The organism is Jejuia spongiicola (genome assembly GCF_023502325.1).
Classification (GTDB): Bacteria; Bacteroidota; Bacteroidia; order Flavobacteriales; family Flavobacteriaceae; genus Wocania_A; species Wocania_A spongiicola.
This window is the reverse complement of sequence record NZ_JAMFLZ010000008.1, coordinates 54,445-77,764: the sequence shown is the minus strand read 5'-3', so window position 1 is coordinate 77,764 and position 23,320 is coordinate 54,445. Positions and strand designations below refer to the sequence as shown.

General features: G+C 33.4%; 14 protein-coding genes. All 14 read left to right on the top strand.

All coding sequences use genetic code 11. The features are described from left to right. Positions 1-12: 12 nt before the first annotated feature. The 14 genes from M3P09_RS15425 to M3P09_RS15360 all read left to right on the top strand — a co-directional run bounded on the left by M3P09_RS15425 (position 13) and on the right by M3P09_RS15360 (position 23,198). Complete coding sequence (locus M3P09_RS15425; protein ID WP_249973827.1) at positions 13-1,416, top strand: glycosyl hydrolase family 16; 1,404 nt, start codon at positions 13-15, stop codon at positions 1,414-1,416. Positions 1,417-1,438: 22 nt separating this feature from the next. Further along, positions 1,439-2,290 carry a glycoside hydrolase family 16 protein gene (locus M3P09_RS15420; protein ID WP_249973826.1) on the top strand — a complete coding sequence of 284 codons (852 nt, stop codon included), beginning with the start codon at positions 1,439-1,441 and terminating at the stop codon, positions 2,288-2,290. 14 nt (positions 2,291-2,304) lie between these two features. After that, on the top strand, positions 2,305-4,500 hold the full coding sequence (locus tag M3P09_RS15415) for an immunoglobulin-like domain-containing protein (RefSeq protein ID WP_249973825.1): 2,196 nt from the start codon (positions 2,305-2,307) through the stop codon (positions 4,498-4,500). 101 nt (positions 4,501-4,601) lie between these two features. After that, a complete protein-coding gene (locus M3P09_RS15410; protein WP_249973824.1) occupies positions 4,602-8,054 on the top strand; it encodes a hypothetical protein in 3,453 nt (1,150 codons plus the stop codon). Positions 8,055-8,100: 46 nt separating this feature from the next. Beyond that, positions 8,101-9,393, top strand: a complete 1,293-nt coding sequence (locus M3P09_RS15405) for a glycoside hydrolase family 17 protein (protein WP_249973823.1) — start codon at positions 8,101-8,103, stop codon at positions 9,391-9,393. Between the two features lie 2 nt (positions 9,394-9,395). Next, a complete protein-coding gene (locus tag M3P09_RS15400; protein ID WP_249973822.1) occupies positions 9,396-10,673 on the top strand; it encodes a glycosyl hydrolase family 17 protein in 1,278 nt (425 codons plus the stop codon). A gap of 12 nt (positions 10,674-10,685) precedes the next feature. Then, positions 10,686-12,188, top strand: coding sequence for a glycoside hydrolase family 30 protein (locus M3P09_RS15395; protein ID WP_249973821.1), 1,503 nt, complete (start codon positions 10,686-10,688; stop codon positions 12,186-12,188). A gap of 34 nt (positions 12,189-12,222) precedes the next feature. Continuing rightward, positions 12,223-13,653, top strand: coding sequence for an MFS transporter (locus tag M3P09_RS15390; RefSeq protein WP_099562990.1), 1,431 nt, complete (start codon positions 12,223-12,225; stop codon positions 13,651-13,653). 48 nt (positions 13,654-13,701) lie between these two features. Next, positions 13,702-14,319, top strand: coding sequence for a hypothetical protein (locus M3P09_RS15385; RefSeq protein ID WP_249973820.1), 618 nt, complete (start codon positions 13,702-13,704; stop codon positions 14,317-14,319). Between the two features lie 37 nt (positions 14,320-14,356). Beyond that, positions 14,357-15,268, top strand: a complete 912-nt coding sequence (locus M3P09_RS15380) for a glycoside hydrolase family 17 protein (RefSeq protein WP_249973819.1) — start codon at positions 14,357-14,359, stop codon at positions 15,266-15,268. Positions 15,269-15,437: 169 nt separating this feature from the next. Further along, positions 15,438-16,865, top strand: a complete 1,428-nt coding sequence (locus M3P09_RS15375; protein ID WP_249973818.1) for an MFS transporter — start codon at positions 15,438-15,440, stop codon at positions 16,863-16,865. A 19-nt stretch (positions 16,866-16,884) separates the two neighbouring features. Continuing rightward, complete coding sequence (locus M3P09_RS15370; protein WP_249973817.1) at positions 16,885-17,811, top strand: glycoside hydrolase family 17 protein; 927 nt, start codon at positions 16,885-16,887, stop codon at positions 17,809-17,811. Positions 17,812-17,941: 130 nt separating this feature from the next. Continuing rightward, positions 17,942-21,232 (top strand): VCBS repeat-containing protein, encoded by a 3,291-nt coding sequence (locus M3P09_RS15365; protein ID WP_249973816.1) that lies wholly within the window; start codon positions 17,942-17,944, stop codon positions 21,230-21,232. Between the two features lie 445 nt (positions 21,233-21,677). Then, positions 21,678-23,198 (top strand): T9SS type A sorting domain-containing protein, encoded by a 1,521-nt coding sequence (locus tag M3P09_RS15360; protein ID WP_249973815.1) that lies wholly within the window; start codon positions 21,678-21,680, stop codon positions 23,196-23,198. Positions 23,199-23,320 lie beyond the last annotated feature (122 nt).

The window sequence follows — 23,320 nt, the reverse complement described above, 5'->3', positions numbered from 1 at the left end:
AAATACAGAAAGATGAAAAATATTAAATTTAAATATAGAACAGCTGTATTACTAATAGGATTAGTTTTTATTGCCACGGTAAGTTGTGAAAGAGACTTATCAGACGAGGTTGAGTTCGCAACAAATTCTTCAGCTGGAGAAATTTTTACAGACTCTCCTATTGGACTAGGTACCAACTTTTACTTTCCTTTTTTGGGATCAAAAGCTACAGCTTGGACTGTAGATGATAGCGAAGGTTACGAAAGTCAATCCTCTATGCGTTTTGATGTGCCTAATGCAAACGACCCAGATGGTAGTTATGCTGGAGCCATATTTAGAACAGATGGAGCTGGTCGTGATTTAACAGGTTATGATGCCTTAACGTTTTGGGCTAAAGCCTCTCAAGGCGTAGTAATTGGTCAACTAGGATTTGGCCAAGATTTTTTAGAAAATAAATATCAAGCTCAAATTGAAAATGTAAGTTTTAGTACTAATTGGGTTAAATATGTTATTCCTATTCCAGATGCTTCTAAATTATTTGAAGAAAGAGGTATGTTTTGGTATTCAGCAGGAACACAAGATACAGGCGGACTTGGTTATACCTTTTGGATTGATGATTTAAAATTTGAAAAATTAGGAACTATTGGCCAACCAATACCAAAAATATATGGTGGAGCTGATGTAGAAACACAAACTTTTGTTGAAACTGGCGGTCTGGTAGATGCACCAACTGTAACATTTAACTTAAGTTCAGGACAAAACATTTCTGTTAATGCTTCACGTAGTTATTTTGACTGGACATCTTCAGATTCAAATGTTTTGATTATTGATGAAACAGGGACTTTTGAATCTCTTAACATTGGTAGGTCTGTTATTACAGCATCATCTGCAGGTGTTCAGGCAGAAGGATCTTTAATTGTTGATGTATTAGGAGAATTTAATTTTGCTCCAACGCCTACACGAGATTCTAATAATGTCATTTCTATATTTAGTGATGTATACGATAATGTTCCTGTTGACTTTTTTAATGGATTTTGGGAGCCTTTTCAAACTACAGGATCTGATGACTTTGAAATAAAGGGAGATAACATTCTAAACTATACTAACTTTAATTTTGTTGGAACTCAGTTTCAAAACCCAACTATTGATGCCACAGGAAAGCCTAACCTACACATTAATATGTTTATACCAGGTGACATCCCTTCAAATCTTGATTTTCTAATTTCAATTGTAAGTTTTGATGATGGAGGAACAGAAAGTGGTAGACAGCAAGCGTTTTTTAAAGCCTCTGATTTTGTTTCAAATACATGGAGCACACTTGAGATTCCAATAAGTTTGGCTGATAAAAGTAAGATTGGCCTTCTAATTTATGAAAACGTTAATGGCTCTTCATTAACTAATTTTTATTTAGACAACATTTACTTCTATTCAGAATAAGTTAAAATTAAAACTCTAAAAGATGAACAAAACAATAAAATATAAAATAATCAATAAAGCTTTACTGTTTATTTCTTTTCTGTTGATAACGACTTTTGTTATTTCTAGTTGTGAAACAGACGAAACACAAACCGTAGCAACATTCACAGAACTAGTTATGTCTGATGAATTTGATACAGACGGAGCGCCTAATAGTGCTATATGGAACTATAATATTGGTACTGGAGATAACGGTTGGGGAAACGGTGAATTACAATACTATACAGACCGTACAGAAAATGTAACGGTACAAAACGGAGTTCTAGTTATTACTGCAAAGGAGGAACAGTTTAATGGTTCTAATTATACTTCAGCAAGACTGTTAACTAAAGGAAAATTTCAACAAACTTATGGACGCTTCGAAGCACGTATTAAATTACCTTATGGTAAGGGGATTTGGCCAGCATTTTGGTTATTAGGAGACGATTCTAATGGGTCAGAGGTTTGGCCGCAAATAGGCGAGATTGATATTATGGAATATGTAGGGAATCACCCAACAAAAGTTTTTGGTACTGTACATGGTCCAGGTTACTCGGGAGCTCAAGGTGTTACTAAATCTTATGAATTAGACGGAGATAGGTTTGATACTGGGTTCCACATTTTCGGTATAGAATGGGGACCAGATTATATTAACTACTATGTAGACGATGTATTATACAATCAAATAACACCAGAAGACGTAACTGGAGAGTGGGTGTTTAATCGCGGGCCTTTCTACATTATATTAAATGTAGCAGTGGGTGGCGCCTTACCAGGTTCTCCAAACGCAGAAACAGTATTTCCACAAAACATGCTTGTAGATTATGTGCGAGTATATAAAAATAGTTACAACTAATTAAAAAAAAGACAATGAAACAATTATTAAGAAGATTTAAACAAATTTCAGTACTTATATTAGCGGTAGCTTTTATAGGTTGTGAAGACGATGATGTAGTTTTACCAAAAGTTGTTGCTGGCTTTACTTATACTATAGATAGCGATACAAGAACAGTAACATTTATAAATACCTCTGAAAACGCTCAGAAACACGAGTGGAATTTAGGAGATGGTACTTCATCAACATTAATAAACCCTGTAAAAAGATATGGAATAGGATCATTTACTGTAGTATTAAAAGCAAAAAATGTTGCTGGAGCTTCAGACACTTTTGAAGACACAATAACATTTTTAGATCAAGATGCTCCGTTAATTACCTTATTAGGGGACTCAACCATAAATTTAACCATAGGAGATGCCTTTACTGATCCAGGAGCAACAGCTCTTGATGAAGTTGATGGCGATCTTACTGCTAGTATCGTTGTTGGTGGAGACACAGTTGACATCAATACAGAAGGGACTTATGTAATTACTTATAATGTATCTGATGCTCAAGGTAACGCAGCTGAACAAGTTGAAAGAACTGTTAATGTTTCAGCTATAGCGTGTGAGGATGAAACAGAACAATCATTAAGTCCAACAGATCTTAATATAACATTTTTAACTGACCCTGGTACTACAGCTGCTCAAGGTAGCGAATCTGGTAAGTTTTTTCAAGACAATGTTACTTATGAATATGCTAATAATCCAGACCCATCTACTGATGCAAATAAATCTTGTAAAGTAGGTAAAGTAACAAAATCAAATGTGCAAGCTTGGGATAATTTGCAAATCGATTTTGATGATAAATTTACGTTTACAGATGGTTCGAATATTTCTTTAAAAGTATTTTCTCCAGTGTCTGGTTATAAAGTAACATTGAAACTAGAGGATAAAACTTCTAGTGGAGCTACAACTTCTGGAGATAGAGAATCTACAGCAAGTACAACGAAAACAAATGAGTGGGAAGTACTTACAATACCTTTTGATGCAGTAGATAGCGGGAAATATGATAGACTTGTAGTATTCTTTGATTTATCAACTGCAAATAATAATACATATTACTTTGATGATCTTAAAGTAAACCTAGGCTCTGGTGGAGGAGGCGGTAATTGTGTCGCTGAAACAATGCAATCTATAAACCCATCAGATTTCGATTTAACTTTTATGAGCGACCCAGGTACCACGACTGCTCAGGGTAGTGAATCAAACAAATTTTTCCAAGACAATGTTACTTATGAGTATGTAGATAATCCGGATTTTGCAGGTGCTAATACCTCATGTAAAGTAGGTAAAGTAACAAAATCAAATGTACAAGCTTGGGATAATTTACAAATAGATTTTGATGATAAATTTACATTTACTGATGGCTCTAATTTCACGATAAAAGTATTTTCTCCACAATCTGGTTATAAAGTAACTTTAAAGTTAGAAGATAAAACCTCAAGTGGAGCTACAACTTCTGGAGATAGAGAATCTACGACAACTACCACCAAAACAAATGAATGGGAAGAACTTACAATTCCTTTTAATGCAGCAGATAGTGGTATTTATGACAGACTTGTAATTTTCTTTGATTTAGCAACAGCAAGTAATAATACATATTATTTTGATGATTTAAAATTAAACCTTGGTTCCGGCGGTGGCGGTGGCGGCGGAGGCGGTACTGGCGGCGGATGCTCAGGTACAGCAGTTGCAGCAACAGCATTCCCAGTGAATTTTGAAAGTTGCGAATCTTTCATAAGCACATTTACTGATGTGGGTAGTATTTCAACTGCATTGGATGATAATCCAGATAAAACAGGAATAAACACTTCAGACTATGTATTGAAAGTAGTTAAAGCATCAGGAACAAATAGATGGGCAGGTTTCCAAAACCCATTCCCTAGCAATTTTGACGCGACCAAAACATTCAAGTTTAAAGTTTATTCTACTGTAGCTAATACGGTTATGAAATTTGAAGTAAATAGTGACCCTCAACCACCGGCTTCTGGTAATCCAGGACCACAATATGCAACCATAGTAAATGCTAATACTTGGACAGAAGTTGAAATTACATTTACAGGGATACCTGGAAATAATACTGGGCTAAATCAGCTAGTTATAAAGCCAGATAATCCAGATGGAACAGATGGTGAAACAACTAGTGCTGAAGGGATATATTATTTTGATGATATAAGATTAGAATAAGGATTAGATAAAATAAGGAAAAATAAAGAGGCTAGCTCAAATTTGATATACTAGCTAGCCTTTTTATTAAATATAAATTCAATTAGACTCTTAAAAGTTAAATGAATAGTACAGTTTTTAAAGACGAGCTTAAAGTTTCAAATACAATGGATAATATAAAAGGAGAATTAATCACTTTTAATAATGAAACTTTCTACAAGATTTCTAATAGTGACAAAATGCGTCCGTTTTTTATGAGTATTGTTAGTGATTCCAATCACTGGATGTTTATATCAAGTAATGGAGGCTTAACTGCTGGTAGAAAAAATGCAGAATCATCTTTATTCCCATATTATACAGATGATAAAATTACTGAAATGTCTGAAATTACGGGAAGTAAGACCATTTTACATGTTAGTGTAAATAATAAGTTACATGTTTGGGAACCGTTTTCTATACGCCAAATGGGGCTATATAGAACACAAACCAATCTGTATAAAAACATTCACGGAAATAAAATTGTCTTTGAAGAAAACAACCTAGACCTAGACATCACATATAGATATGAGTGGAATTCTAGTAATAAATTTGGCTTTGTAAAAAAATCAACTTTAATAAATCATAATGATTTTAAAGTAGATATAAGAGTTTTAGATGGACTGCAAAATATATTACCAGCAAGCGTTACTTCTGATTTGCAAAACACTAGAAGCAATCTTGTAGATGCCTATAAGAAGAGCGAGCTTCAAAAAGAAGTGGGCTTAGGTATATATGCATTAAGCTCAGTTATTGTAGACAAAGCAGAACCTAGTGAAGCATTGAAAGCTAACACAGTTTGGTCTACAGGGTTAACAAATCCAACCTATTTATTATCATCATTTCAATTAGATGATTTTAGAAAGGGATTACCTATTCAAGAAGAAATAAATGTAAAAGCCGAAAAAGGAGCATACTTTATTTCAACTCAAATTGAATTAGAATCTGGAGGCGAAAGAAATTGGATGTTTGCAGCTAATGTTAACCAATCGATTTCTGATGTGGTTAAAATTTCTGAAATCATTAAAAATGAGGATAATTTATCAGGTTTAGTACAAAGTAATATTGATTTGGGTACTAAAAATTTGATTGATTTAGCTACAGCTTCAGATGGTATACAACTTACAGCAGACCCATTAACAAATACAAGACATTTTGCAAACACGCTTTTTAATATCATGCGTGGAGGCATTTTTGATGATGCATATACTATTGAGAAATCTGATTTTATAAAATATATTTCCAAGGCGAATAAAGAGGTTTACAAAGAAAAGGAAAGAACATTAAGTGCTTTACCAAATATGTTTTCCTTAAATGATATTAAAGGTTTTGCCGAGAAAAGTAAAAACTATGATTTTAAACGATTATGTTTAGAATATTTACCATTAAAATTTAGTAGACGACACGGAGATCCTAGTAGACCATGGAATAAGTTTTCTATTAATACAAGAAACGAAGATGGTTCAAAAATTCTTGACTACGAAGGGAATTGGCGTGATATCTTCCAAAACTGGGAAGCTTTAGCACACTCTTATCCTGAGTTTATTGAAGGCATGATACATAAGTTTTTAAATGCTACAACATTTGAAGGTTATAATCCATACCGTGTTACAAAAGATGGTTTTGATTGGGAAGTTATTGAAGAAAACGATCCTTGGTCTTACATTGGCTATTGGGGAGACCATCAAATCATATATCTTTTAAAATTCTTAGAATTTGTAGAAGATCATTATCCAGGAGATTTAGAAAAACGATTTAATGAAAACCTTTTTGTATATGCCAATGTTCCTTATAAAATAAGAAGTTATACTGATACTTTAAAGAATCCAAAGGACACTATTGATTTTGATTACAACTTGGATCATAAAATCAATGAGAAAAGAGAGAAAATTGGTGCAGATGGAGCTTTATTAGAAGACCAAAACTCAGATATATATAGAGTCAATTTGATTGAAAAATTATTAGCTACGGTACTATCAAAAGTATCAAACTTTATTCCCGAAGGAGGTATTTGGTTAAATACTCAGAGGCCAGAATGGAATGATGCAAACAACGCTTTAGTAGGTAATGGTGTTTCCATGATAACTCTTAATTATTTGCAACGCTTCTTAAATTTCTTTGAGGGTATTGTTGAGAAATCTGAATTAAATAATATTGAAATTTCTAATGAGCTTAATACTTTTTTTAGACAAGTATTTATAACGCTTGATGCCAATAAGAATATTTTAGATGATAAAATTTCTAATCAAGACAGAAAAACAGTTTTAGATGGATTAGGTAAAGCTGGAAGTATATATAGAGAGACTATATATAATAATAGCTTTAGTGGTAATAAAGATGTTATTAGTAAAGAAGGTCTTTTAGAGTTTTTCAATGTTACAAAGGCATATTTAGAACATACTATTGTTGCGAATAAGCGGAACGATAATATGTACCATGCTTATAATTTAATGACTATTGAAAATGATGATGAAGTTTCTTTATCTCACCTACCAGTAATGTTAGAAGGTCAAGTAGCTGCATTAAGCTCAGGTTATTTAACACCAACTGAAGCATTAGAATTACTTAATGGACTAAAAGATAGTACATTATTTAGAAGAGATCAATACAGTTATATACTTTACCCAGATAAGGAATTACCTAGATTTGATAAAAAGAACAATATTCCTGTTGAAAAAGTAGAACAGTCTATTTTATTAAAACAATTAATTGCAAATAACAATTGGCAAGTTATTGAGAAAGATGTTTTAGGCAATTATCATTTTAATGGAAGTTTTAATAATGCGAATAGTTTATTAGCTGCATTAAATAATTTAAGTGAGGATTACAAATCGTTGGTAGAAAATGATACATCATTTTTACTTGAAACTTTTGAAGAGATTTTTGATCATAAATCGTTTACAGGACGCTCGGGAACATTTTTTGGATACGAAGGTTTGGGTTCTATTTATTGGCACATGGTATCTAAGTTATTGTTAGCGGTTCAAGAAAATTGTCTGTTAGCAATAAACGGTAATGAGGATGCAGTGGTAATAGGTAAATTATTTGACCATTATTACGAAATTAATGCAGGTATAGGAGTTCATAAATCACCAGAGTTATATGGTGCTTTTCCAACAGATCCTTACTCTCATACACCAGCAACTAAAGGGGCACAACAGCCTGGAATGACAGGTCAAGTAAAAGAAGATATATTAAGTAGGTTTGGAGAGCTAGGTGTATTTGTTAAAAACGGTAAACTTATTTTTAAACCAGGGTTATTGCAAACTAAAGAGTTTTTGAAAGAACCATCAATATTTAGTTTTGCTAATGTTTCTAAGGAAAAACAAAGTATAGCACTTGAAGCTAACTCGTTATGTTTTACCTATTGCCAAGTACCAATTATATATAAGCGCTCTGAAAAAGAGAGTTTAAAAGTTATTTTTAATACAGGAGAACAGGTTGAATTTGATAACAAAAGCCTTGATTTGAAAACTTCAAAATCCATATTTGAAAGACAGGGTGAAGTGAATCAAATTATAGTAAAATTTAGTAAATAACAGAACAAAAAGCAGATAAGTTTAACCAACCATTAGAAGTTTACACGTGAAAACCAATAAAAACATAATAGGTATAATTTCAATTTTAATTTTAGCCTTTGGTTGTGTAAACGGTACAAAAAAAGAATCTGAGAACGTGAGAAAAGTAAAAGATATTACAGCAGCTGATATTTTAGGAAACCCAGAGTATTTAGCTATTTCCTACGGAGGTTATCGTCAAAAAACCAGAGATATACAACCTACTATTGCAGAGTTAAAAGAAGATATGAAAATTTTATCTGCAATGGGTATAAAAATACTAAGAACCTATAATGTACAATTACAACAAGCACCCAACCTATTAAAGGCCATAAGTGAGTTAAAAGCAGAGGATTCGAGTTTTGAAATGTATGTTATGCTTGGAGCTTGGATAGACTGTCAAAATGCATGGACAGGTATGGTGCCAAATCATGAAGTAGAGAGCGAGCAAAATGCAGGAGAAATCGATAGAGCAGTGGCGCTTGCAAAAGCTTATCCAGATATAGTAAAGATTATTGCTGTTGGCAATGAGGCTATGGTGAGATGGGCTACCAGTTATTTTGTGCGCCCAAATGTAATATTAAAATGGGTAAACCATTTACAAGAATTAAAAAAGAAAGGAGATTTGCCAAAAGATTTATGGGTTACCTGTTCAGATGATTTCTCGTCTTGGGGTGGTGGCGATGCAAGTTATCATACTGAAGATTTAGAACAATTAATAAAGACAGTTGATTATATTTCAATGCACACTTATCCGATGCATAATTCGCATTATAATCCTAATTTTTGGTTAGTTCCAGAAGACGAAGTTGAACTCACAGATGCAGAAAAAATAGAGTCTGCAATGCAACGAGCACTAGAGTTTTCTATCAGACAACACGACAGTGTTACAAACTATATTAAAAGTTTAGGTGTTGATAAGCCAGTTCATATAGGTGAAACAGGATGGGCCACAGTGTCTAATGGTCACTACGGTGTAAATGGCTCTAGAGCATGCGATGAATATAAATCTGGTAGATATTATGAGTTAATACGCGAATGGAGCAATAAAAATAACATTTCATGTTTCTACTTTGAAGCCTTTGATGAGCAATGGAAAGATGCTGCAAATGACTTAGGGTCTGAAAACCATTTTGGGCTAATTAATTTAAAAGGAGAAGCCAAGTATGCACTTTGGAATTTAGTAGATAACGGTATTTTTAAAGGTTTAACAAGAGATGGTAAGCCAATTACTAAAACATATGGTGGAGATAAAGAAACACTAATGAAAGATGTGTTAGTGCCACCAATAAAAAGAGAGGAAGTAACTTTTAATTACTGATTATGAGAAATTGTTTACTGATATTTTTAGCCTGTTTCATGTGGTCTTGTAATAATTCTAAAAAGAACGATGTGAGTCAAGTAGTAGAGAAAAAACAATTAACAGCAAAAGATATTTTGGGTAACCCTGAATATTTAGCTATGTCTTATGGCGGCTACAGACATGCAGATCATAGCATTGAACCAACATTAGATGAGTTAAAGGAAGATATGAAAATCTTACATGCTCTAGGTATAAAAATGCTGAGAACATATAAGGTGCATCTACCGCAAGCTGAAAATCTTTTAAAAGTTATAAGTGAATTAAAAAAAGAAGACTCAAACTTTGAAATGTACGTGATGCTTGGTGCTTGGATAGATTGTAAAAATGCTTGGACAGATCAAGCTCCTATCCATAATGAAGAAAGTGCTGATAACAAACCACAAATGGAAAAAGCAGTGGCGCTTGCTAATCAATACCCAGATATTGTAAAAGTAATTGCTGTAGGTAATGAAGCCATGGTTAAATGGGCTGCAACTTATTATGTTGAGCCTTGGGTCATCTTAAAATGGGTAAACTACCTTCAAGACTTAAAGAAAGAAGGAAAGCTACCTAAAGATTTATGGGTTACGAGTTCAGATAATTTTGCGTCTTGGGGCGGTGGTGGCGAAGAATACCATGTTGAGGATTTAAACAAATTAATTAAAGCAGTAGATTTTCTTTCTGTGCACACTTACCCAATGCATGACACGCATTATCAGCCAGAGTTTTGGTTAAATCAAGATGGGCTTGAAGGTAAAACAGATATGGAAAAGGTTGAAATCTCCATGCAAAGAGCAAAAGACTATGCCATTATGCAATCAGGAAATGTAAAAAAATACATGGAAAGTTTGGGTGTTAATAAACCTATTCATATTGGCGAAACAGGATGGGCAAGTTTTTCTTCTGGTCAATATGGCGCAGATGGTTCAAGAGCATGCGATGAATACAAGGAAGCACTGTATTATAAGCATATGAGAGACTGGACTAACGAAGCAAGAATGTCATGTTTTTACTTTGAAGGTTTTGATGAACCATGGAAAGGAGGAGATAACTCTGGGAACTCAGAAAAGCATTTTGGATTATTTACAGTAGATGGTAAAGCAAAATATGCCCTTTGGGATGAAGTGGATAAAGGCACGTTTAAAGGTTTAACAAGAAATGGAAACCCTATAACCAAAACCTATAATGGGGACAAAGAAGCTTTAATGAAAGATGTATTAGTTCCACCGGCTGCGGCTGAAGCAAAGCAATCACATTAAAAAAAGTATAAAATGAAGTTTTTAAAAATAAATATAATCTGCCTTTTTTTAGTTGTTATGAGTTGTAAAGAAACGAATAAACAAGCGAATAATGATTTACAGATTGATGTATATGAAACTTCTGCAAAGGGTAATAAACTAACTAAGCTTACTAATTTCGTAGAAGCAGATAGTTTGGTGACTATAACATTAAATCCTGAACAAAAACTCCAAACCATTACAGGTTTTGGTGGTGCATTTACCGAATCTTCAGCGTTTCTTTTGAATAAGTTAAGTAAAGAAAACCGCAAGAAAATTATCGACGCTTATTTTAGTGAAGAAGGCGCTCATTATTCTCTAACAAGAACGCATATGAACTCTTGTGATTTTTCAGTAAGTAACTATTCATATGCTCCTGTTGAAGGAGATAAGAATCTAGATCATTTCACTATTGAAGAAGACAAAGACGATTTGATTCCATTTATAAAAGAAGCGATGGCAGCTTCTAAAGATGGATTTAAAATTTTTGGTTCGCCATGGACTGCGGCACCTTGGATGAAAGATAATAACAAATGGGTGGGTGGAAAATTACTTCCAGAGTATTATGATACTTGGGCATTATTCTTCTCTAAATATGCAGACGCTTATAAAGCTGAAGGTATTGATATATGGGGTTTTACTGTTGAAAATGAACCTTTAGGAAATGGCAACAATTGGGAAAGCATGCATTATACACCTGATGAAATGACCAATTTTGTTCAAAATTATTTAGGACCAAAATTAGAAGCAGATGGAAAAGGAGAACTGAAAATTTTGGGATACGATCAAAACAGAGAACACCTAAAAGAATGGGTAGATTCTCAATTTAAAAATGAAGAAACATCAAAGTATTTTGATGGAACAGCTATTCACTGGTATGCGAGTACTTTTGAGGTGTTTCCTGAAGAATTGCAATACGCTCATAACAAAGCACCAAATAAGCTTTTAATTCAATCTGAAGCTTGTGTAGATGCAGAAATACCTGTATGGGAAGATGATGCATGGTATTGGAAAAAAGAAGCTACAGATTGGGGCTGGGATTGGGCGCCAGAAAAGGATAAGCACTTACATCCTAAATATGCGCCAGTTAACCGCTATGCTAGAGATATTATTGGTTGTTTGAACAATTGGGTAGACGGATGGGTAGATTGGAATATGGTATTAGATACAAAAGGAGGTCCAAACTGGTTTAAAAACTGGTGTATTGCTCCTGTAATTGTCAACCCAGATACTGATGAGGTATACTTCACGCCTCTTTACCATACTATGGCTCATTTTAGCAAATACATCAGACCAGAAGCTAAAGTTATTGGTTTACAAAATTCTGATGATAAATTAATGGCAACTGCTGCTCAAAATCCAGACGGCTCAATTGCTATTGTACTTTTTAATGAATTACAAATCCCCAAATCCATAAGCCTATCACTAAATAAAAAGAAGGTAGAATTTTCAATAGATGCGCAAGCTATACAAACCATTGTGATTCCTAAATCATAAACCAGAATTAACCAACTAACTAAAAATTAAAATTATGCCAAACGTAAAAACAGCAGCAACAAATAAAGTGCCTTTTGGGCAAAAAGCAGCTTTTGGAGCTGGTCATTTAGTTTTAAACTTGCTTCCTGGAGCTTTAGGTGTATTCATGTTCTTTCTGCTTACGGTCTTTGGAATGGATCCTCTTCAGGCTGGAATATTGGGAGGGCTGCCTCGAATTTTTGATGCTATTACCGACCCTGTAATGGGCTTTATATCTGATAATACAAGTTCTAAATATGGGCGTAGAAGACCCTATATTTTTGTTGGAGCCATTTTAAGTGCCATATTCTTTGTTTTGCTTTGGCAAATGGATGAGAATAACTCTGCCACGTTCAACTTTTGGTATTTTTTAATAATGTCTCTAGTTTTTTTAGTAGGTAATACTATGTTTGCCACACCATTAGTAGGGCTTGGTTTTGAAATGACTACTGATTATAACGAAAGAACGCGTTTAATGGCCTTCTCTCAAACGGTTGGTTTAATTGCTTGGGTTATTGTTCCGTGGTTTTGGCCAATGATACCAAATGAAAATATCTTCGAAAGTCAAGCAATTGGTATTAGAACATTAGCATTATATGTAGGGTTGGGCTGTTTGCTTTTAGGAGTATTACCAGCTATATTTTGTCGAGGTATTGACGCTGGAAATATGGGCGATAGAAAAAAACTTACACTTAAGACTATATTTAGTAATCTAAAAGATTTAGTTTCAAGTATTGGCGAAGCCGTAAAAAATAAACCTTTTATGAAACTGTGTGGTGCAACATTTTTGGTATTTAACGGATTTCAAATTGTAGCCTCATTTAGTTTCTTCATTATTGTATTTTACTTGTTTAATGGAGATTACGGTGCAACTGGAACTTGGCCTGCATGGTTTAGCTCAATAAGCGCTTTAGTATCTGCTTTATTTGTTATTCCAATTGTATCTGCTATGGCCAATAAATGGGGTAAGAAAAATGCTTTTATTATTTCAACAGCACTCTCAATTGTTGGTTATATCCTTAAATGGTGGGCGTTTACGCCAGAGAACCCTTGGTTAATGTTCATTCCTATACCATTGATGTCATTTGGTCTTGGAAGTTTATTTACACTTATGATGAGTATGACTGCAGATGTTTGTGATTTGGACGAATTAGTAAACGGGATGCCTCGTAAAGAAGGAACTTTTGGAGCATTGTATTGGTGGGTTGTAAAATTAGGGCAAGGTCTTGCCTTGGTTTTTGGAGGTTTAGTGCTTCAACTTATTGGATTTGATGGCGGACTAGCAACACAATCAGAAGAAACCATATTAAATCTTAGAATTGCTGATATTGTTTTTCCAGTTGTCACAGCAGGTTTAGCAATTTGGGCAATGTGGAAATACAGTCTTTCTGAAGATAGAGCAAAAGAAATTAAAGAGCAATTAGAAGAAAGAAGAGGTGTGTTATAACAATGTTACATTGTTAATATAGATTTATATAACTAAAAAAATAATAAAATGTCAACCAAAATAATAATACTAATAATAGGGGTTTTGCTCATCGTATTTACCCTTTTCGCTGTTAAAAAATCTAGTTCTAGTAAACTAGGGATACTTTTAGGAATCCTTGGTGTTTTAATGATGATTTATGGTAGTTATTCGTCAGATTTAATCAATTATAATACCCAAATTGAACAAGTCTCGACAGGAAATAAGTTAAAGATTACTGGACCAGTAAATTCGGTAAAAGTTGTTTCTCCAATAGATAAAGATTCTGTGGATTGTAGAATTTTAACAATGGGCGTTTATCCAGAGTCCAATAAAAATGATATTTGGGTATTAATTCGCCCTACTGATGATCGATATTACCCACAATCTGATCATACTAATACGTCATACAAAAGAGGTGGTAAATGGCAGGTAGTTACTCGTTTTGGTGGGGAAAAAGGAGAAGCCTACGATTTGATTATTTATGAAGCAGACTCTACAGCTTCTTCATTTTTTAGTTCTACTATAGCAAAATGGAAGGAAGCCGATGATTATCCAGGATTAAAGCTTGAAGAATTGCCTTCAGGATCTAAAGAAGTAGATAGAATTAAAATATATACAAAGGAAAATTGTAGAGGTGTGTTTTAGATGCATGTTTAATTATTGAAAAAATTAGAAAATAAAAATGTCTTATAGAGAAGAATCATATTATAAATCAAGATATAGTCAAAAAGCAACTAAAGGTATAAACCTTTCAGGTTATTCGTTACAGGAGTTAAAAGCGTTATGGCATAAAACCATTCAAGATGGTTTTCATGGTATATGTTTTAGCATGTACAAGGATGGGCAATCACCAGGGGATGATATAAGTATGGAACAGGTTGAGCAACGTGTAAAAATATTAAAACCTTATGTTGGTGCTATCCGATCGTTTTCTTGTATTGAAGGAAATGAATATGTACCAATGATGGCAAAAAAGCATGGTCTTAAAACTTTAGTTGGAGCATGGCTAAGTGATGATAAAGAAGATAATGAAAGAGAAATAGAAGGTTTAATAAAGCTAGCTAAAGATGGGAATGTTGATGTTGCTGCGGTAGGAAATGAAGTGTTATATAGGAACGACTTGACTTTAGATGAACTAGTCGGGTATATTAATCGAGTAAAGGAAGCATTAGCAGGGTTAGATATTCCTGTTGGCTATGTAGATGCCTATTATGAATTTTCAAGACATCCTATTTTAGTTGAGAGTACTGATGTTGTTTTAGCAAACTTATATCCTTATTGGGAAGGGTGCCCAATAGAGTATGCATTAGGGCATATGCAAGCTATGTTTGGATCTGTTGTAGATGCGGCTCAAGGTAAGCCGATTATTATCACTGAAACAGGTTGGCCAAGCGAAGGAGGAGGTTTAGATGGTGCTATTGCAAGTGATACTAGTGCCATGAAATATTTTATTGATACCGTTAGATGGACTAAGGAAAATGATATTCCATTATTTTATTTTTCATCTTTTGATGAATCATGGAAAACTGGAGACGAAGGTGATGTTGGAGCATATTGGGGTCTATGGGATAAGCATGAGAATTTAAAATTTTAATAATGAATCAAGTGAATGGCTGGAACTATCAAAAGTAGTTTGCGTTTACAAATGACTTATTACAGTTAAGATACACCTTTATAGTAGTGTCTTTTTAATAAAAGTATAACGAAGAAACCCAAAATCAAACGAATATTTAGAAATTATAAAAACACATTCAAATTAAATTATGTCAATAACTAAGACTACATCAAGAGATAAAGTTCCCTTTGGACAAAAAATAGCTTTTGGGGTAGGTATGTTAGCTAACCAAATGTTTCCTGCTATTCTAGGTATATTTATGGTTGTTTTAGTTGAAGATTTGGGCTTTCCAGGTTGGATGTGGTCTCTTGTTTATTTTTTTCCAAGGATATTCGATGCTATTACCGACCCAATAATGGGTTATATTTCAGATAATACAAAATCAAAATGGGGCCGTAGAAGACAGTATGTTTTTATTGGAGCAATTATGATGGGCATTGCCTACATATTCATGTGGCAGCTTTTTAAAGAAAATTCTTTACAATTTAATTTTTGGTATTTCTTCTTGTGGTCTATTGTCTTTTATTTAGGTCTTACGTTTTTTAGTGTACCCTATGTAGCTATGGGGTATGAAATGAGTGATGATTTTCATGAGCGTACTAATATTATGGCAGTGGCCCAATGGATTGGGCAATGGGCTTGGGTAATAGCGCCTTTGTTTTGGATAATTATGTATGATCCAGAATGGTTTCCATCTGCAGAAGTTGCCGTAAGAGAATTGGCAATATGGGTTGCTATACCATGTGCCATCTGCGCCATGGTTCCCGCAATATTCATAAAGAGTAAATCTACCCTAAATGAAGACTATGAACCGTTAAATTTTGCAACTATAGGAAGAAGCTTAAAAAACATATTCCTCAGCTTTATTCAAGCATTTAAGATTAAGGAATTCAGAAAATTATGCGCTGCTACTTTTTTAGTTTTTAATGCTTTTAATACTGTGGCATCACTTACTTTTTTTGTCATTGTATATAAGTTGTTTAATGGAGATGCTGGGGCTAGTGGTATCTGGGTTTCGCTATTTGGAGCTTTGGGGGCTTTGGGCACCACATTTATAGTTATACCAGTAGTTACTTGGATGTCTAAGGTTATCGGAAAGAAAAAGGCTTTTTTGGTTTCTCAAGGAATTTCAGTTATAGGATACATTATGCTATGGTTTCTATTTGTTCCAGGTAAGCCATGGTTATATATTATAGCACTACCATTTTTTTCCTTCGGAATAGGAGGCTTGTTTACCATAATGATGTCAATGACTGCTGATGTAATTGATATTGATGAATTAAACTCTGGTTTGCGTCGAGAGGGTATATTTGGTGCTATTTATTGGTGGATGGTTAAAGTTGGTTTTGCAATCGCAGGTGCATTAAGTGGAGTTATTATTGCTATTGTTGGATTTAACCCAGATCTTGCTACTACAGATCAGCAATCTGCTGTTGATGGGCTTCATGCCTTCTTCTGTTTTTTTCCTATGGCGGGTACACTTTTAGCTATGTATGTTATGCGTAACTATGATGTTACCGAAAAACGATCTAATGAAATTAGGAAGGAATTAGATAAAAGAAGAGCCGAATTATAAAAATTTAATACTATTAATTATGTCATATAGAGCAAATAAATTAATGTCTTTATCAGGAGGAAATCTTTATGATAAAACAACAAAAGGGTTGCAAAATATATATAATCGTGTTTTAGGAAAAGGGATGCACGGTTTGTGTTTTAGCCCATATGAAGAAGGGCAACATCCAGGAAATCAGATTACAGAAGAGCAGATAAGAAGGCGGATGAAAGTTATAAAGCCATATACCAAATGGATACGATCGTTTTCTTGTACTGATGGTAATGAGCTAATTCCTATAATAGCAAAAGAATACGGTATTAAAACTCTCGTAGGAGCTTGGTTAGGAGATGATGCAGAGATTAACAAAAAAGAAATTTGGGGGCTTATAAAATTAGCTAAAGAAGGATATGTTGATATTGCAGCAGTAGGTAACGAGGTGATGTACCGTGGCGATTTAACAGAGGACGAACTTTTAGGTTTTATGTATCAAGTTAAAGATGCTATCCCGAATATTCCTATGGGATATGTAGATGCCTATTATGAGTTTACACAACGACCAAAAATAGCTGAGGCTTGCGATGTTATATTAGCAAACTGTTACCCATATTGGGAAGGTTGTAGTAATGAATATTCACTCATATATATGAAAGATATGTATAATCAAGCAATCAAAGCTGCAAATGGTAAAAAAGTGATTATTTCAGAAACAGGATGGCCTAGTCAGGGCGAAGGTTTACAAGGTGCTATCCCTTCATTTGATAATGCTATCAAATACTTTATAAACACACAACAATGGTCTCGTGATGAAGATATTGATATATTCTATTTCTCATCATTTGATGAATCTTGGAAAGTTGGAGCAGAAGGAGATGTTGGTGCATTCTGGGGTTTATGGGACAAAGATGAGAGCCCTAAATTTTACAGAAAACCTTTAATGTTACAAAACAAAAAGATTTTTGTTTAAACTTTTATGATTTTAGAATAAAACTTAAATTGAGATATGAAATAAAACATTAATTTTTAATATTCTAAAGGAAAGGTTATGTATTCATTTATTTTCAAAAAACATTTAGTATTTTAATTTAAAAATTGTGATGATTAAATTTTCTTATCGTATAACAATCTTTCTTACGGTTATTTTGACTTTCTCGTGTCAAAAACCTAAACGTAATTTAAATCCTGAAACATTAACTGGAGGTTTTGAGTTATTATCTCCTGATAAAACAGGTATAGATTTTAATAACACTATTAAAGAATCTGAAAAAGTAAACCATTTATACTATAATCAGATATACAGTGGTGCTGGTGTTGCTATTGGAGATATTAATAATGATGGATTACCAGATATATTCTTCTGTGGAAATCAAGTTAGTGATAGACTATATTTAAATAAAGGTGGATTTCAATTTGAAGATATAACAAAAAAATCTAGGGCTGCCAGAAATAGTGGTTGGTCATGGGGAGTTACCATGGCTGATGTTAATAATGATGGATATTTAGATATTTATGTTAGTCGAAATGGTGACTCAATGGACCCTGAAGAGCGAAAAAACCAATTGTATATAAATAATAAAGACCTCACTTTTACAGAATCTGCAATGCAATATGGTTTGGCGGATGCAGGCTTTTCTTCACAAGCCGTTTTTTTTGATATGGATAATGATGGAGACTTAGATATGTATCAAGTTAATCAACTACCTGATGCACGATTATTTAAGCGTTATATTAATATTCCAAAAAAGCGTGAAATATATTATTCTGATAAACTCTATAGGAATGATAATGGAAGATATCGTAATGTTTCAAAAGAATCAGGTATTTCAGAAGCATTAACATATGGGTTGAGTGTTAGTGCCACTGATTTTAATAATGACGGATGGGTTGATTTATACGTTGCCAATGATTATGACGAGCCAGATGTTATGTATTATAATAATGGAAATGGGACGTTTAAAAATGTTATAGATAAAAACCTAAAACATATTTCTCAATTTAGCATGGGTACAGACACTGGAGACATAAACAATGATGGCCTTATGGATTTAATCACATTGGATATGGCTTCAGATGATCATTACAGGTCTAAAACCAACATGGGGTCAATGAGTACGGAAGAATTTTATAAAATTGTAAATTCTGGTAGGCATTATCAATATATGGCAAATACGCTTCAGATAAATAATGGAAATGGAAGCTTTTCAGATGTTGCAAGTATAGCAGGAATTGCCAAAACAGATTGGAGTTGGGCAGGTTTACTTGTTGATTTAGATAATGATGGTTATAAGGATATAATAGTCTCAAATGGTGTTAAAAAGGATGTCCGTAATAATGATTTTTTAACAGGATTAAGTGAGAAACTCAATACAGGATCACAAGATTTTTTGAGTATGGCAAAATTAGCACCATCCGTACCTCTAGCTAATCATGCTTACAAGAATACTGGAGGATTAAAATTTGATAAAGTAACGAAAGACTGGGGGTTTAGCACACCAAGTTTTTCAAGCGGTATGGCCTATGGTGATTTAGATAATGACGGCGATTTAGACGTTGTAGTTAATAATATGGAGGCATCTGCCTTTGTTTATGAAAATAAAGCGACTGGTAATTTTTTTGAAATTAGCCTAAAAGGAGCCGACGAAAATAAATTTGGCTATGGCGCAAAAGCTATAATTCATCATAATGGAAAAACACAAATAGCAGAAAACACAGTAACCCGTGGATATTTGTCTTCGGTTGAATCTGGTTTGTTTTTTGGTTTAGGTAAAGATGTTGAGGTAGAAAAAGTTGAAGTTATATGGCCAGATGGAAAAACTAATGTATTTAAAAATGTAAGTGCAAATAGCGAATTAACGGTTAAATATTCAAAAGCGGAAAATACCTCTAAGACTAATGATGAGAAAGAAACATTGCTAACTCAAGTAGAACCTACTAGTTTGGGATTAGCATTTACTCATAAAGAGAACGAGTTTAATGAGTTTCAAGAAGAGGTCTTATTACCTCATAATATTTCACAAAATGGTCCTTTCACAGCAGTTGGAGATGTAAATGGAGATAACCTTGAAGATTTATTTGTAAGTGGAGCTGCTGGTCAAAGAGGTATACTATATCTACAGAATAAGGAAGGTAGCTTTGAAGAATCTAAGTTTCAACCATGGGAAAATGATAAAGCCTCAGAAGATTTGGAAGCTTTATTTTTGGATGTAGATAATGATGATGATCTTGATTTATATGTTACTAGCGGAGGTAGTGAATATAAAAGAGGCAATAAACTTTTAAAGGATAGGTTGTACTTAAACAATGGTATAGGAGAGTTTGTTAAAAGCAATGATGCTTTACCTAATATTTATGAAAGTTCACAAAGTATTAAAGCTTCTGATATTGATAAGGACGGAGATCTAGATTTATTTGTTGGTACAAGACTTATCTCTGGAAAATATGGCTTTCCAGCTAGCAGTTTTATTCTGATGAATAATAACGGGAGATTTTCATTAGCACCTGATAAAGTAGCTAGTGCATTGAAAAATATTGGTATGGTTACAGATGCTGTTTTTACGGATATTGATAAAGATGGAGATGATGATTTAATGATAGTAGGGGAGTGGATGGAAATTACTATTTTGGAAAATGACTCTGGAACCTTTGTAAATAGTTCTGAAGAATATGAATTAAATGGGACCAGAGGCATTTGGTGGTCCGTTACCGCTAGTGATTTAGATAATGATGGTGATGATGATTATATTATTGGTAATCTTGGAAAAAACAATAAATTTAAAGCCTCAAAAGAACATCCATTTAAGGTGTATGCTAACGATTTTGATAATAACGGAACTAACGATATTATTTTAGCAAAGTTCTATAAGGATGATTATGTACCATTACGTGGCAGAGAATGTACAAGCCAGCAAATGCCCTACGTTGCTGATAAATTTAAAGATTTTCATAGCTTTGCATCTTCAAAATTAGTGGATATTTTACCAGAAGATAAAGTAGAAGAGGCAGTTGTTTATGAAATAAATAGTTTTGAAAGTATTATTCTAATAAACGAAAACGGTAAGCTTGTAAAGAATAGTTTACCAATACAAGCACAAATATCTCCAATTAAGTCGGCTCTCGTATTAGATTTCAATAAAGATGGTTTTAAAGATATTATCACTGTTGGTAATCATTATGGCGTAGAAGTAGAAACAACACGTTATGATGCCGGTATAGGAAATGTTTTATTAGGAGATGGTAAAAACAAATTTAAAAAACTATCACCATTAGAAAGTGGTTTTTATGTTCCTCAAGATAGCCGAAACATTAGTAGCATTACTCAGCCTAATAAGAGCCTAATTATTGTTGCGAATAATAATTCTCCTTTTTCTATATTTAACCTTAGTAATTAGAGATTTCTTCGAGATTATTTTATTTCTATTTTTTTAATATTATGGCATAAAATTATATGAATAATAGATCATTTGTCTATGTAATGATCAGTTAACTAGTGTTTTATGATGCCATTTTAGCTTCTAACAATAGTAGATTGTTTTTTTTGTATCATCATTACCTATACATTACCCATACAAAGCTATAAAAATCAGCAGCATATCGATTTTAATTAAAATGATGTGCTGTCAAAAACCTTGTGACTACTAGAGTTTTTATTAAAATCATATTAAAAACATCTATTTGCTTTATTGTATGTTTTTTGTAGTGCTATATTATAGTAATTCTATAATAATTCCCCTTTATATTTATAAATATCGAAAAATAGATTTCTGTTATTCCATTTCGAATGTACTAATTGAATACTGATTTTGATTAAAAATTAACTAATCTAAAAACTAATTTATGATGAAAAAAATTACTTTATTATTAATGCTCTTAACTGCATCTTTTGGATTTTCCCAAGCATTGCCTTTTGATTTTGAAGGAACTCTTGACGGATGGGTAGGAGATAACGCAACTGTTTCAAATGGTACAGGAAGTGATGTACTTGAAATTATAGGTGGAGCTGGACAAGCATGGGATAACGCGAATGTAACATTTGCTTCAGCTATTGATTTAAGTGATGATGCAAATAATACTTTAAGATTTACAATCCAGTCAACAACAGCAAATCCAGGAGAAATACACCAACATGGAGTTAGTTTCCAAAGTGATGGTCAACCATCTTATGAAGCTAATTTTCAAACTGTAGGGACTGATGTTTTAAATGTAGAGTTAGATTTCAATTCAGGTTTAGGTTCAAGAGATAGATTACACATTTTTACAGATGTTGGAAATTTGGGAGCTATACAGGCCACTCCTAATGTTAGTGGGACAGATACTTCAAGTCTTTCAGGGACATACATTATAGACAATATTAGTCTAGGAGCAGATCCTGTTGGAGCAGATGCGACATTAAGTGATTTACAAGTTGATGCTGTTACAATATCTGGGTTTGATTCAGGTACTATTAGCTATACTTATGCTGTAGCCAATGGAGTAACATTAGTACCTACTGTTACTGCAACAACGAACGATGCAGGAGCAAGTGTTATAATTACTCCCGCTGGAGGAATACCTGGAGATACAACTGTTGAAGTTACTGCTGCAAACGGTACAACTACGCAAACATATACAGTATCATTTGGATACCCAATAGAATTACCATTTGATTTTAATGGATCTATTGATGGTTGGACAACAGGTGACGGTGCAGTAATTTCAAATGGTACTGGAAATGATGTACTACAAATAGTAGGTGCGGTTAATGCTTGGGATAATGCCTCAGTAACATTTACAACACCTATTGATCTAAGTGATGATGCAAATAATACTTTAAGATTCACAATCCAGTCAACAACAGCAGCACCAGGAGAAGTACATCAACATGGAGTTAGTTTCCAAGGTGGTGGTGGATCTCTTGAAGCGAATTTTCAAACTGTAGGACAAGATGTTAAAAATGTAGAATTAGATTTCAATGCAGGATTAGGTTCAAGAGAAAGATTGCATATTTTTACAGATACTGGAGATTTGGGAGGTATAGCTGCAAGTCCTAATGAAAATGGAACAGATACTCAAGGTCTTTCAGGTACTTATATCATTGATAACATTACCTTAGGAGCCACCGTTTTAAGTGTTGATGATTTTGAATTATCATCATTTAAGGCATATCCAAATCCTACACAGGATAGTTGGGTGGTTAAATCTAAAAACCAAAAAATATCATCTATTCAAGTTTATGATATACTAGGAAAGCAGGTATTATCACTTACTCCTGATACTAGTGAAGCAACAATTGATGGTTCTAGTTTAAAAGCAGGATTATATTTTGCTAAAATAAAGTCTGATAATAGCTTGAAAAGTATAAAACTAGTGAAAAAATAAAAAAAAGGTAGACTAACTTTAATAACTTTAAACCTCATAAACATAGTTTATGAGGTTTTTTATTTTGATGAGTATCTTTTAGCGTTTTATTTTGAAACATAGTATTGTACTAATAATACATT

What these genes read in the sequence shown, in the direction of transcription:
- M3P09_RS15425 (WP_249973827.1), top strand. Translation starts at nt 13, where the DNA reads ATGAAAAATATTAAATTTAAATATAGAACAGCTGTATTACTAATAGGA.
- M3P09_RS15420 (WP_249973826.1), top strand. Translation starts at nt 1,439, where the DNA reads ATGAACAAAACAATAAAATATAAAATAATCAATAAAGCTTTACTGTTT.
- M3P09_RS15415 (WP_249973825.1), top strand. Translation starts at nt 2,305, where the DNA reads ATGAAACAATTATTAAGAAGATTTAAACAAATTTCAGTACTTATATTA.
- M3P09_RS15410 (WP_249973824.1), top strand. Translation starts at nt 4,602, where the DNA reads ATGAATAGTACAGTTTTTAAAGACGAGCTTAAAGTTTCAAATACAATG.
- M3P09_RS15400 (WP_249973822.1), top strand. Translation starts at nt 9,396, where the DNA reads ATGAGAAATTGTTTACTGATATTTTTAGCCTGTTTCATGTGGTCTTGT.
- M3P09_RS15395 (WP_249973821.1), top strand. Translation starts at nt 10,686, where the DNA reads ATGAAGTTTTTAAAAATAAATATAATCTGCCTTTTTTTAGTTGTTATG.
- M3P09_RS15390 (WP_099562990.1), top strand. Translation starts at nt 12,223, where the DNA reads ATGCCAAACGTAAAAACAGCAGCAACAAATAAAGTGCCTTTTGGGCAA.
- M3P09_RS15385 (WP_249973820.1), top strand. Translation starts at nt 13,702, where the DNA reads ATGTCAACCAAAATAATAATACTAATAATAGGGGTTTTGCTCATCGTA.
- M3P09_RS15380 (WP_249973819.1), top strand. Translation starts at nt 14,357, where the DNA reads ATGTCTTATAGAGAAGAATCATATTATAAATCAAGATATAGTCAAAAA.
- M3P09_RS15375 (WP_249973818.1), top strand. Translation starts at nt 15,438, where the DNA reads ATGTCAATAACTAAGACTACATCAAGAGATAAAGTTCCCTTTGGACAA.
- M3P09_RS15370 (WP_249973817.1), top strand. Translation starts at nt 16,885, where the DNA reads ATGTCATATAGAGCAAATAAATTAATGTCTTTATCAGGAGGAAATCTT.
- M3P09_RS15365 (WP_249973816.1), top strand. Translation starts at nt 17,942, where the DNA reads ATGATTAAATTTTCTTATCGTATAACAATCTTTCTTACGGTTATTTTG.
- M3P09_RS15360 (WP_249973815.1), top strand. Translation starts at nt 21,678, where the DNA reads ATGATGAAAAAAATTACTTTATTATTAATGCTCTTAACTGCATCTTTT.